This is a genomic window from Lysinibacillus sp. NPDC096418, assembly GCF_044762775.1.
GTDB lineage: Bacteria > Bacillota > Bacilli > Bacillales_A > Planococcaceae > Lysinibacillus.
Map to the genome: position 1 here is coordinate 312,480 of NZ_JBIWEY010000002.1, position 12,519 is coordinate 324,998.

12 protein-coding genes and 1 pseudogene are annotated in these 12,519 nt (G+C 33.2%); 7 read left to right on the forward strand and 6 right to left on the reverse strand.

Annotated elements, in window-relative coordinates:
- Positions 1-91 precede the first annotated feature (91 nt).
- Positions 92-562 carry a peptide-methionine (S)-S-oxide reductase gene (locus tag ACIQZG_RS04080; RefSeq protein WP_402753887.1) on the forward strand — a complete coding sequence of 157 codons (471 nt, stop codon included), beginning with the start codon at positions 92-94 and terminating at the stop codon, positions 560-562.
- Positions 563-739: 177 nt separating this feature from the next.
- Here the strand turns inward: ACIQZG_RS04080 and ACIQZG_RS04085 are convergent, their stop codons facing one another.
- From ACIQZG_RS04085 to ACIQZG_RS04095, 3 genes are all read right to left on the reverse strand, one after another.
- Positions 740-1,582 carry a YcdB/YcdC domain-containing protein gene (locus ACIQZG_RS04085; RefSeq protein WP_402753918.1) on the reverse strand — a complete coding sequence of 281 codons (843 nt, stop codon included), beginning with the start codon at positions 1,580-1,582 and terminating at the stop codon, positions 740-742.
- 136 nt (positions 1,583-1,718) lie between these two features.
- Positions 1,719-3,134, reverse strand: coding sequence for a PH domain-containing protein (locus ACIQZG_RS04090; RefSeq protein WP_402753888.1), 1,416 nt, complete (start codon positions 3,132-3,134; stop codon positions 1,719-1,721).
- Between the two features lie 68 nt (positions 3,135-3,202).
- Positions 3,203-3,688, reverse strand: a complete 486-nt coding sequence (locus tag ACIQZG_RS04095) for a PH domain-containing protein (RefSeq protein WP_402753889.1) — start codon at positions 3,686-3,688, stop codon at positions 3,203-3,205.
- A 309-nt stretch (positions 3,689-3,997) separates the two neighbouring features.
- On the opposite strand from ACIQZG_RS04095, the gene ACIQZG_RS04100 reads away from it, so the two are divergent.
- Positions 3,998-4,564, forward strand: a complete 567-nt coding sequence (locus ACIQZG_RS04100; protein WP_402753890.1) for a hypothetical protein — start codon at positions 3,998-4,000, stop codon at positions 4,562-4,564.
- Between the two features lie 179 nt (positions 4,565-4,743).
- Positions 4,744-5,703, forward strand: a pseudogene (locus tag ACIQZG_RS04105) (phosphotransferase enzyme family protein).
- Between the two features lie 339 nt (positions 5,704-6,042).
- Here the strand turns inward: ACIQZG_RS04105 and ACIQZG_RS04110 are convergent.
- Together ACIQZG_RS04110 and ACIQZG_RS04115 are read right to left on the reverse strand one after the other, a co-directional pair.
- Entirely contained in the window at positions 6,043-6,969 is a 927-nt protein-coding gene (locus tag ACIQZG_RS04110; RefSeq protein WP_402753891.1) for a sensor histidine kinase, read from the reverse strand.
- A 238-nt stretch (positions 6,970-7,207) separates the two neighbouring features.
- Positions 7,208-7,921, reverse strand: a complete 714-nt coding sequence (locus ACIQZG_RS04115) for a LytR/AlgR family response regulator transcription factor (RefSeq protein ID WP_402753892.1) — start codon at positions 7,919-7,921, stop codon at positions 7,208-7,210.
- A 392-nt stretch (positions 7,922-8,313) separates the two neighbouring features.
- Between ACIQZG_RS04115 and ACIQZG_RS04120 the strand changes: the two genes are divergently transcribed.
- The 4 genes from ACIQZG_RS04120 to ACIQZG_RS04135 all read left to right on the forward strand — a co-directional run bounded on the left by ACIQZG_RS04120 (position 8,314) and on the right by ACIQZG_RS04135 (position 11,777).
- The gene (locus ACIQZG_RS04120) at positions 8,314-9,039 is read left to right on the forward strand and encodes an ABC transporter ATP-binding protein (protein ID WP_402753893.1); all 726 of its coding nucleotides are present in this window, start codon (positions 8,314-8,316) and stop codon (positions 9,037-9,039) included.
- Positions 9,036-9,827: an ABC transporter permease gene (locus tag ACIQZG_RS04125; protein WP_402753894.1), complete on the forward strand. Its 792-nt coding sequence runs from the start codon at positions 9,036-9,038 to the stop codon at positions 9,825-9,827. Before ACIQZG_RS04120 ends, ACIQZG_RS04125 begins: the two co-directional genes overlap by 4 nt.
- Positions 9,827-10,546: an ABC transporter permease gene (locus ACIQZG_RS04130; protein WP_402753895.1), complete on the forward strand. Its 720-nt coding sequence runs from the start codon at positions 9,827-9,829 to the stop codon at positions 10,544-10,546. Before ACIQZG_RS04125 ends, ACIQZG_RS04130 begins: the two co-directional genes overlap by 1 nt.
- A gap of 571 nt (positions 10,547-11,117) precedes the next feature.
- Positions 11,118-11,777 carry a CPBP family intramembrane glutamic endopeptidase gene (locus tag ACIQZG_RS04135; protein WP_402753896.1) on the forward strand — a complete coding sequence of 220 codons (660 nt, stop codon included), beginning with the start codon at positions 11,118-11,120 and terminating at the stop codon, positions 11,775-11,777.
- Between the two features lie 289 nt (positions 11,778-12,066).
- Here ACIQZG_RS04135 and ACIQZG_RS04140 read toward each other — a convergent pair whose 3' ends face one another.
- A complete protein-coding gene (locus ACIQZG_RS04140) occupies positions 12,067-12,486 on the reverse strand; it encodes a hypothetical protein (RefSeq protein WP_402753897.1) in 420 nt (139 codons plus the stop codon).
- Between the last annotated feature and the right edge of the window lie 33 nt (positions 12,487-12,519).

Sequence of the window (12,519 nt, forward strand, 5' to 3'; positions counted from 1 at the left end):
TTTTAATGTGTAATAGACTTAGTAACTATGTTTTTCCTTAATACTTACTTGGGATGAATTTTTTATTTTTTAAACAGAGAGGAGAGTCAATATGGAAGTAGTATATTTTGCAGGTGGATGTTTATGGGGAGTACAAGCTTTTATAAAAACTTTACCTGGAGTTAAGTTTACAGAAGCAGGAAGGGCTAATGGAACAAGTCATACACTTGAGGGGGATTATGATGGGTACGCCGAATGTGTAAAAACAGGATTTGATCCGACAGTTGTAACAATCAAGGAATTAATGGGATATTTTTTTGAAATCATTGATCCATACAGTTTAAATAAACAAAGACAGGATGTTGGCGAGAAATACAGAACAGGAGTTTATAGTGAAAAGCCTGAACACTTAAAAGAAGCGAAGGCTTTTCTTAGTGAGAGAAATGATTATGACCTTATAGTTGTTGAAGTATTATCTCTTACAAACTATATAAGAAGTGCAGAAGAACATCAAGATAGGTTAGCTAAATGTCCAAACGATTATTGTCATATTCCAGAAGAAATATTAAATAAGTATAAGTAATGAATTTATAACGTATACATAAATAAACCTAATAACGTTCCAAAATGTTAGATTGGGGTCAAAAAAACGCTTAAAACGTTGTCATATCAATGTTTTAAGTGTTTTTTTGTTCCATTCATATACATATTTTTATGCACTATCGTTTGAACTTAGATACAACAAGGTTTTTAACGCTGTTCAAAAGAAACTGTACTGGCTCAAGTCTTGAATAAAATCTTGCATACGCTGCTCATTTATTAACGTTGTAAATTCGCACTTTTCTGACGGGATCCCTATTGAGATTGGCGTTACGCCTATAATGGCTTCAATGGTTTTCTCAGGTATATGAGGTACAACAGTTGGCATTGGAACAAATATTTCACTTTCCATATCATCTCCATCTTCCTGCTCACGTTCAAAGGAATTCGTTCCTATAACAGCATCAAATGTACTGTAAACAACCGGACTTTCATAGAGCACGTAAAGTCCAGAAGCAGGAACTGAGTATGATTCACTCGATAAATACGACATGCTAGCTATCCAATCCGCCTCATAAAGCTTGGCTAAAATCGATTCTTTTGGCGCCAATGTTTCGGGTAGGCTAGGTAGATTTTTTGTATAGCCTCTGAAATTGAAATTCAGTACTTGTCCATTATGGCTAATCTCAATGAAACAGTAGTAGGTTGCTAATGGATAGCCTCCTACTAATTGTTCGAACTTGAATCGTGTGTAGTCCTCATTTTCCATTACCTTTGATAAAGTAAAATAATCGAGCGCTTCTGCATACTGAGACGTTAAAAATTGTTCGGCAATCAGCAGCTGTTCTTCTACAGAAATACGGACATTCGTTGTGATTGAGGGTTGTGAAAGATATAGGAGTTTGCCGTTTTTATCTAGTTCCACGTAATAATCTTCGTCACTATTTATATCCTTCCACATAAACATCGCTTTTTCACCTTCAAAATCGTCAATACAGAGCTCATATCGAGCAGGGACTGTAAAGAACTTTAAGGCAGTTATTTTTAATTGTTCTTTTAACATTGCGTTCACATCATTTTAGTTAATTGTGAAAATCATACTTGCTTCAAGCTACTACATAACAAAAATATTCGTAGATCCATCCGTTAGGGGAAATGGGTTGCAGGTTGTCGAAACACATCTTTAACGATTAACAATTTTAAAGTTGTTGTGCCCTCTTTTTTAAAACGGTTAAGAACCGAACAATCCCTTCGTTTTTTAGTTCGCCATCTCTCGTTTTCGGATCGATACGGACATCTTTTATTCGTTGCTCAAACCATATCGTCAGCTCTTTTTGTAGCTCGGCATCGATATCTTTTAGCTCGGTTACATGGATAGGCTGCGCACGATTGGATAGTTTCATATTCATAACGCCTGTTGCTCTTTGTAGCAATGAGCGCTCAAATACTAGTTCAATTAGTTTTGATCGTTTCGTAACGAGTGTTTCAACCGTAAAGGTACCTGATTGCACTTGGACATGGTGCTCCTGCAATGTGAATGCTAAATTTTTATAGGCTAAAATACGATTTGCATAGGTTAAGATGAATAAGACTGCCCCGATAATGTAAAAAATCCATTGCCATAACCCTAAAATTGCGACAACAATAGCAAAAATCGGTGGTCTTAACCAAATAAGCTTTCTCGCTTTTTTAGAAGCGCTATGTGTCATTGATTCACGCGTAAATTTTGGAAGCAATGTTGCCATAAGCTCTTCTGCTTTTGCAGTTGGTAAATACGGGAAAAATTCGTTAATTTGCTGCTCGCCAGACGTCATAATTTCTCCTGTTGAGATGAGGCGAATTGTCGTGACACGCAATAGCCTTTGATACAAACTTTGCTTATAAATGACTGCTTGTACTTTTTCTTTTCGAATCGAAAAGCTTTGTTTCGATAGCCAACCCTTTTGTACGTAAATGCGCTCATTGTCCATCGAAATTTCATATTGGTAATAGCTATTAAACGTCCTCAGTATACCAATACCAATCGCCACCATAATGGCTAGTAAAATAAGTACTAAGGTCAACCATAAAGGAAGCTTTACTGCCTCAATATCTACAAATTTTTCTAGTTTTAGATCCGACCAAACATTAAGAACAATCGGGATAAAAGCTAAAAAACTAAACGATGTAAGTGAGGCTTTTAATAAATCTTGTACAGTCGGTCTGAATAGCACCCCTGCATTCTCATCTGTTGATGCTATGATGGATAGATTACTTGCCGATAAAACATACGCCTCCATTTTGTCGCGCTCAGCCTGTCTGACAAATTTAAGTGTTACATCTCCAGTTGCATCACCTGTTTCCATTGTGACTGTATGTGCGCCGAATAATCGTTGTAATACCGTTGTGGCAGTTTGTACATTTTCAAACTTCTCTTTCGGTACGAATCGCTCCGATTTTGAAAACAAACCCGTATAGACACGAACCCCATCTCCAGCAAACAACACTTTTGTAAAGAGCAGTTCTTTTAAACGCCCTAAAAAGCTCAATGTCACAATGGCGATCAAGACGAACCGAAGCACATTGATAAACGTTGAATCACTGTTGAAATTAATGATAAATACAATAATGAACAAGTAAAAATTACTTCTAATTATGTCTAGGAAATCGTATAAAAATTTGATTTTTGGATACTTGAATGTCACTATTCGTCAAGCTCCTTTAAACGCGCGAGTTTTGAAATATCATCTCGCAGCTTTTTTGCGACTTCCTCTTCTACATGCGGAATTGCATGACTTCCTTGCATCGTCGCAATATCGACCGATGAAACGCCATATTTTCGCATGATGACACCTTGTGTTAACTCAATCGATTGAATTTTAGCCATCGGAACGACTACCTCTGAAATCGACCAAACACCACTTTTTATATATAAAAAATCATCTGTTACTCCATAACGGAATGTTTTGTAAAAAATTGGCGAACTAACGACATAGGTCCAAGGGATGCCAATGATTGTAAGTGCAATCAATCCAATCCACACATACTGTAACCAACTCCACCAATGAAATTGATAGGTGAAAAAAAGTAATACTGCGAAAATAATAATGCCAATAACGGATGTAATGAGTTCATTGACATTACGAACTTTAATTGCTTTCGGTGATATTTGCTTATAATCTATATCCATTTTTAGGCCTCCATTACTTGTTATAGTACTATACGTTTTGAAAATATGATTTGTTTCGAAATTTTTTAACTTCCGTTAGTTATGATTACCGTTGCATTAATAAAATGATAATACTCCTACTGTTTTTATATAAAACTTACATCAATCAGGAAATCGTAAGTACCAATCGTACTCTATTTACATCCAAGTGCTTATTTAGCTGTTTTTATTCATGATACCCTCCTGTTTAGAGTTTGCTGAAACATTTCACATTTAATATCCGTATATTGGTATAAGATGAAAAGAAAAAACAAACAGAGAAGGTATAATATGATTCATTTATTGAAATATGATAAGGAATATGAGTGGTTGATTGAAGTTAATGGCGATTATGTTGCTTACGCTGTATCAGGTGAAGCATATGATTATGTAGAACAGACAAGTAAGCGAATGCGACGGCTAGCGGAAAAAATGTATTCATTCCCGTTTTATTTGTATTTTGAAAGCTATTACGAAAGCCCCGAGTGCATTTTGCAAGAAAAGGATTTTGATATCCGTTATAAGCCTTCGGAGAGAACGGTATTAACGCAAACTGGGCGAAAGACGTTTCAAGCAGAGGTGCCTGCTTTTACGGTGACGATTACAAATACATACTTGCTCGATAAAGCCTTTGAGCTATGGTTTCAAAATTCCTTTGATAATCATTTATGGGCGATAACGCAAGAAGATATTGTTTACTATAAGAACGGCTATGCTTCTGTTGATTTAACGGGAGGTATAACCATCCTTGCAACCGAGCATGATGCCAATGGATTTACGCTTATAACAAATCAAGTTGATTATCAGAAGGAGTCATTGTTACGAGCTTTTTTAGAGGAGACGATAAAGGAGTTATAGAAAATGGATGAAATAAAGGAGATTTTTCGAAAATAAAGGTGGAACCAAAAAGGTTATTCATAACAAGTGAGTCCCGATATATTATCAGTAACTAGTTAATTAACTTAAATCCTTAGAGAAGTAAAAACGAAAAATTGGTTTAAAAATAATGTACTTATTTAGACGGGAGATAGCTATTTTTGGAACAAAAAATACTAGAATTGCTCAACGGAATATATCCAGTGGATTTTATAAAAGTTGAAGCAGTAACAAATGAAATGTTTCGGTGTACCGCAAAACAAGGTGAATACTTTGCAAGAATTACAAACTACAAAGCTTATGATGAACAATTAGAAGAGGTTACATATACAAACTACTTGCATAAAGAAGGGCTAGGTGTATCACCTGCAATAGTTTCAATAAATAGTAAAGTGGTAGAAAAGATATCCTTTAATAACAAGGAAGTATTAACTGTTCTTTATGAATCTGCTGCTGGTAATCACTTATCAAGAAATCAATGGAATGCATATGTATTATAAAAGTTAGGAATGCAAATAGGTAAATTACATCGCCTTTCTAGAAAATTTGAAGAGATAAATCCGACTAGATATATAAATGATTGGTATCAAAATGAGGAATACGCTTTCTTAAAATATATTCCTGAGGAAGAGACTACAATTAGAGATGTTGCACAAGAAATTTTAACAACGATTAAAAACATGCCAAAAGAAACTTCCAATTATGGATTGTTACACGGCGACTTATGGTTAGAGAATATATTGGTAGATCGTGATTTAAAACTGTCAATGGTTGATTTTCAAGATTGTGAGAAGAATTTTTATATCTTTGATTTAGCTGTTCCCATATATAGTGCGATAGAGTATTCTTTTGTCGGTGGTGGGAACATCATTGAATATGGAAGAGGTATTACAAAAGCAATCATCGAGGGATACCAAGAGGAAAACGATTTCCCAAATGAAATGTTAGATAAACTCCCTTTATTTATAAAACTAAAAGAAGTCTTTGAGTATAGCTTGATGCATATGTACTGGAATAAAGAAAGGTTAACTGAAGAACAGATAAGAATAATGAACCATTTTAGAATGAGAATTGAAAAAGATCATTCTTTCCTTGACACAAACGATTTATTGATAAACTAATCTTAATTTTCTGCAATCGGGCACGATTTTTGAATAACACAGGTAGAAAATAATCAAACATTTTTATAAAATTAAACCCACTCATTTTGACTAATCTTTTTTTCAAAATGAGTGGGTTTCTTCTATCTATAAAAAAACGTTTGTAGCTTATTTTTCATCTTTATTCATGAGTTACTCCAGTAGCTTATCGTAGATAAAAAAGTGGAACTCTTTACTTTTATTGAAATGATGGAAGTACAAAACTCCGGTTTTTCATAACTAGCAAGCGCTATTTATAAGATTTGGAGAATTTTGACGAAAAGTGTTCATTCGATTCAAACAGTTTCTGCTGATTCTATTTTAGCTGTTACATTCATCTTCTTTTTCATATACATTGAGTAAAAGTATACTTACGATATACTGATTATCTTGTATCCATTGATTATAAATTCCATCATGCTCTTCTACTATTCTTTTCACATTTTTAATTCCTATTCCCTCGAATCGTCTATTCTTTCGAGTTTGAAGCTCCGAAGTATCAAATACATTTGAAATTTCTATAAGTAGGTTATTATCAAATTGTTTGATAATAAGTGAAATCTCTTTTTCTTTAGAATTAGATAAACGTAAGACTGCGTTTATAGAATTATCTATTAAATTTCCTAGCACAACTGCAAAAATATCAGTATCTAATTTAATCTTTTCAGGAAAGAAAGATTTAACGTTTAAAGTTATTCCATTGCTTTCAGCAATAGATATTTTTTCATTCAGAAGATAATTTAGCACATAGTTATTTGTAAAATAATAATCAATGTGTTCGATTTTCTGTATCGAATTTTGAAGATATTTTTCAGCTCCAGTAGTATCTCCTTGACTTAACATCCCCATTAGAACCACGTATTGATTTTTCAAGTCATGCTTCATTGAATATAGTTTAGATTGTGAATCCTTTAGTTGTTTGAAAAATTTTAATTCTGATTCAAATACCTTCTTTTGCGTTTTAGTTTTTTCAAGCTTTTCATAATATTTTCCGAGTGTTATATAAAGATATAGTATGCATAAATTCATATAAATAATACAAGTAGCAATCAATTTAAAAATAAAATTAGGTTGATCAATAATTTGATTTTCAGGTAATACGGCAGTACTTAACAGAAATAGCGATATCACTGGTATAGAAAATGTTATCATTAGGGTAAAAATATTTATAGGACCCTTTAATTTGTACATTTGAAGAACGATAATTATTAAAAAAGCTACAGCCTGTAGCATTAAAATTAAAGCCATACCTCTCCCCCCAGCCACAAAGAGAAAATTTGAATCATAAATTTTTAATCGTAATATATAAAGAACGAATCAACAACTAAAAACATAAATAGTAAATAAGTTTTCAAAAAGAAATACTTTCAAATTGGATTTGAGTCACTTTGCTAACCTTAAAAAACTATAATGTAATGAAGATGATATTGATAAGAATAGATGGAAAATAGTTAAAGTTGAATAATAAAACGATAGTTTCCATTCATTATATTATGTCTCTTAACTTCATCAAAATTTGTTTTTTTGCATTATCCTTAAATTTGCGACTTATTGGTATGTCAACAGTTTGTTTATCATTTAAATTAACAATAATAGTATTATTTCTAATTTGTTTTACATATCTAACATTAACAATATACGAGGAGTGAACCTGTATAAAATTATCATTAACTTTGGATAAAAGGTCTCTTGTTGCAAGAATTGTTTCATATATATCAGAAGGTGTGTGAATAAGTACTTTCCTTCTATTTTTTTCAAAGTAAACAATTTCACTAGAAGAAAGACTGTAAAAAGCTTTGTTATAAGTAAACATAAATTTTGATTCATTTAAATCTAAATATTTGATCGCCCGATTCAAGGCAGGATATACTTTGTTTTTTGTTACTGGTTTTAGGATGTAATCAAACGTGTTAACCTTAAAAACTTTTTCCATATATTCTTTGAAACTAGTAATAAAGATAATCGGACAAGTATAATTATTCTCTCTAATGGTCTCGGCAATCTCTATTCCTGATAGATTGGGAAACTCAATATCTAAAAAATACATATCATATGTATTTTCTTTAAGTGATTCAATTAATCGAAATGGATTATAGTATATATCAATTTCAAATAATGAGGAGTCATATTCTAACATTAAATCTTCGATAGCTTTTGTAATAACAGGAACATCATCACAAATCGCAACTTTTATTACCATCGTTTCACTCCTCAATTCTAACTATATTTGTCCTAGACAGAAACCTGAGACATTCTGAAAATGCTTGTTATTTTTATAGTTTATCACCATTCAAGAAGAATTTGTAAATTAGTTTAAATGCTTAGCCACTTCTACCATTCTACAACCATCTTATATTAGAAAAAATCCTACTCTCTAAATCCAATCATTAGACTAGAATAGAAATAATGTCAAAAATTACATATAACTTGCAGTTTGTTACACGAAAGAAAAATAGTTTGAAAATAGATTATTATTAAAACAAATCATTTTAGTTATCTGAAATCATTAACGATGTTAAGTTCCTATTTGTTTAATTCAGAAACTGAAATTCTGTTAATCAATACTAATTTATTTCAAAGGAGATATTTATATTGACGAATACAACAAACAATATTGTTATATCACAATTATGTAAGCGACATGGAGAAAAGGATATATTAAAAGATGTGTCTTTTGAAGCGAAACAAGGGAGAATCACAGCTTTCCTTGGACCAAATGGTGCAGGAAAAAGCTCAACTCTTCGTATTTTGTTAGGACTTGATCGTTCAACAGGAACGGCAACTTTTGGCGGAAGTAACTATATAACATTCGATACTCCATTGAAAGTGGTAGGAGCAGCATTTGATGGTATAGGAGGTACTCCTTCTAGAAGGGTAGAAACCCATCTGAAAATCATAGCACAAAGCAACAACATTTCTTCCCGTCGTGTGTCCGAAGTATTGAAAATAGTCGGATTATCAGATAAAGGCAAAGCTAGGCTGGGAACTTTATCGTTGGGTGAAGGGCAACGTCTTGGACTTGCAGCCGCCATGCTGGGAGACCCACAATACCTCGTCCTGGATGAACCAACCAATGGACTTGATCCAACAGGTATTCGCTGGTTTAGGAAATTTATTCGTCAGCAAAGAGACTTAGGAAAAACAGTTCTGTTGTCCTCACATATTCTAACTGAAGTGGAAGCTGTGGCGGATGATGTAGTCATTATTAATCGTGGAAAAATAATAGCACAGGGTGAGCTTCGTTATGTTATGAAGAATCTGGAATCATTGGAAGATGTGTTTTTCTCTCTTACAGAAGAAGGTGAGTCAAATAAATGAAAATCTTTCATAGAACCATACAATCTGAACTGATAAAGATTTGTTCAAGAAGAGTGTGGTGGGTAATTGCTGCTTTAGTAGTCGTTCTTCAACCAATATTTGCAATAATTGTAGCCAAAAGCTATGTACAGATTGGTTTAGACGCGACACCAGAAACTCACCCTGATATCTTAGTAGAAGCTATCCCCCCTTTGGATTATATTGGATTAGAAGTCGTATTATTTGGTTTACTACCGATGGTTGTCTTTGGAGGGATGATAGGGGCAAGTGAATATAAACATCACGAATTACGTACAACTTTACTATGTCAAAGTAGTCGTATGCAGGTGTTTTTAGCAAAAGTGCTTGCACTATTGATATGCAGTACATTTGTATCTTTTTTATCCATTTATGCTACCATTTCTACTATGCATTTCAGCTTGGGAGAACTAGGATTACATCCACTTTATTTAAGTTCAATAGCTTGGCAGTTTATTGGCTTTTCAGCACTCGATTGGATTTTACTGACTTTACTCTCTTTTGGCATCGGAATGCTCTTTAGAAATGCCATTGTACCTTTAATTTTCTTAGTTCCTCAGGTTTTCAATCTTGGAACTTATTTAGCACGAAGGTGGGAATGGGGGGAGTATCTCCCGGTGGCAGCAGGTAATCTTCTCTTTGCAACACCAACAGACCCTCTTGAACATGAACCACTAAAAGGCGGTATCGTACTACTGATATGGGTGATGTTAGCTTTAGTTACATCTTATTACACTTTTATTCGTAGAGATGTAGGAGGAAAATATTAATGTACGCTGTGCTCCGTAGTGAGAAAATAAAATTTTTTACTTTTGGTTGGTGTATTTTAGGTGTAATCGGAGCTATTATCGTTCCCTTACTCTTCTTATTAACATCCGATACACCAAAGATAGGGAGAGAGAAGGAGATACTTTCTCTTTGCTTGCAAGCTCTCTATTTAGGTCAATTAGGAATTATTGTTGCCAGTGCAGCTTATTTTGGTCAAGAATATTCGCACTCTGCTCTAAGAACAACACTTCTTACACAACCATCAAGAATAAAATTATTATATGTGAAATTTGTGAATATTACTATAATTACAGTATTTACAGGATTATTTTCAAGTGTACTTAGCTTACTTGTTCTTTTTTTTCAACATGATATGGAATGGACAGGTACTTTCATGATACGGTCACTTGGAAGTATTTCTCTTGGCATACTTAGTTGGATTCAATTAGCTTGGATTACCTCAGCCTTATCTATTATGACAAAATCGCTTATAGCACCTATCGCTATCATGTTTCCGCTTATTTTGGGACTTAGCCAAATGTTGTTTTCACTTTCTCAGTGGGCAAAATTTTTACCGACTCTTGCTACATTGAATCTTTTTTCAATACCTGCGGTAAATACCTTATTGGATAGATGGTCGGGGCTATCGGTTCAATTTTCTTGGGTAGTATTATTTCTAATTATTTCTTCTTGGTTGTTTTTATATCGTAATGTTCGTTAAGTTGGTATAGACTTGATTCTATTAATAAAGTGCAATAATACTGAAGGTTTTGTTGTAAATTCTTCAGTATAATTACGTAATTTGTTTTATGTAAAGATTCCTGAAAGACATTTTATGGATTAACTAGAGGGCTTTCAAATGGTTATAGGACAGTTTAGATTGTAGTGGGCCATAGCCTTGAGTATGGAAAGATGAGGGTATATTTTAAGCTTAAACAACAAATGAATGCATATGCAATATTATATCAAAAAGGCTTGGTATGAAAATTTACATAAATCAATTCCGCTCTAAATTGTTGATTTCTATGGAAAAGTCATACCTGAATATTGATGATGATATGCCAATAATTAAAAGTAATCATATTTATCATTTTCTAATTGGACGAAATAACATAGATTTATTTCAGAAACAAATCACTAGCGTCGCATTAAAAAGTTTAACGTAGTAAATGAAACTGAATTTTCTGTAACTGTATTTAGATTAATCGCATGGATAATTTTACACGAAAAACATCAGGTACTACTTTAACTTCAATCGTATTAAAGATAAAACGTGAAAGAGGTGGGCATACTTGAGTGCCGCATTCAAAGAAAAAAATAATGATGTCAATATAATTATAGGCTTTCTAGTCTTTTTTTACTTAGCGTGGACCATTAAAGAATTATGGTTAATCGAATACATATATTCATTCGGTGAAATAATATCCCCTCTATTAGAGGCGTTGGTTAAGAGTCTCATTTGGATTGTTCCAGTGTGGATTTATATAAAAATCCATTTACATTCAGATCCAATCAGCCATCTGAAAATGAATGTTAATGTGAAGGAAGGTGTGTTTTGGGGAATTCTTCTTTCGCTACTGTTAGGAGCCGGTTTAATTTTAGAAGCATTCCTCTTTAATGGTGTTTCTTTTCATTTTTCATTGTCTTTTGATGACTATCTAAATACTGTTCTAATGGCGGGGCTTGCTGAAGAGATTGTATTTAGAGGATTAATTTTACAAGAGTTCAATAAAAAATTAGCTTTTTGGAAGGCGAATATAATGACGGCTTTATTATTTTTAGTCATACATTATCCAATTTGGATATACAATGATATCATTTTTCAATTTGGTTCTCATATTTACGTTTTTCTTATCGGCTTACTTTTTGGATTTGTTTTTAAAAAGACGGGGTCATTATGGACTGTCATCTTACTACATGCATTTCATAATTATGTTCTTAGCATCATTTAATCAAAAGGATTTATTATTAAGAGGAATTATTCAATTAAAGGGCGCTTTAGTTTAATAAAGCAACGGTAGAAGAATGATAAGAAAAAAAGGACTCGATTCTTCTAAATAGGAATCGAGCCTATATAATTAAACCCACCAGCACCAATGTGTTGCCACATACACTCGACACATTGTGAGGCCGTCGAGTGGTTGGAGTTAGTGTAAGTAAATAAAAAATAGCTGTGTTGAAAATCCTTATGTGAATCTCAGCCTCTATGTTTTTTTTATTTAAAGTTTTAAATGGCTAGTTTTATTTGTTCAATTCCTTATATAGAACATATTTTAAAGCAGAGATTTCATCTTCAGACAGTTTACCTTCAATTTCGGATAATACTTCATCCTTACTAATTGAACCGTTTTGCACTTGTTCTTGAATATCAAGTAAACGATTAACGCCCACTTTTTTTATTAACACTCGTGTCGCTTCTTCCTTAGTCTGGAAGGGAAGAGTATCCGGATTTATAGTTGCTGCCTCGCTTACAATTTCTTGAACCTTCGAATCGTTCTCGATATAGGATTTTACTTCTTCTAGATTTTCGTCATCTAAAGTAGATTCCACTTTTTCGACTATTTTTTCGGAAGCGATATTTGTCCCAAAATGCCACACAGCATAGCCAGCTGCTCCGAGTAAAACAAGAATTATTGCGGTAATTGTTAAAAACTTTTTCATCAACTCACTCCTTACACTTTGAATATAGCACAA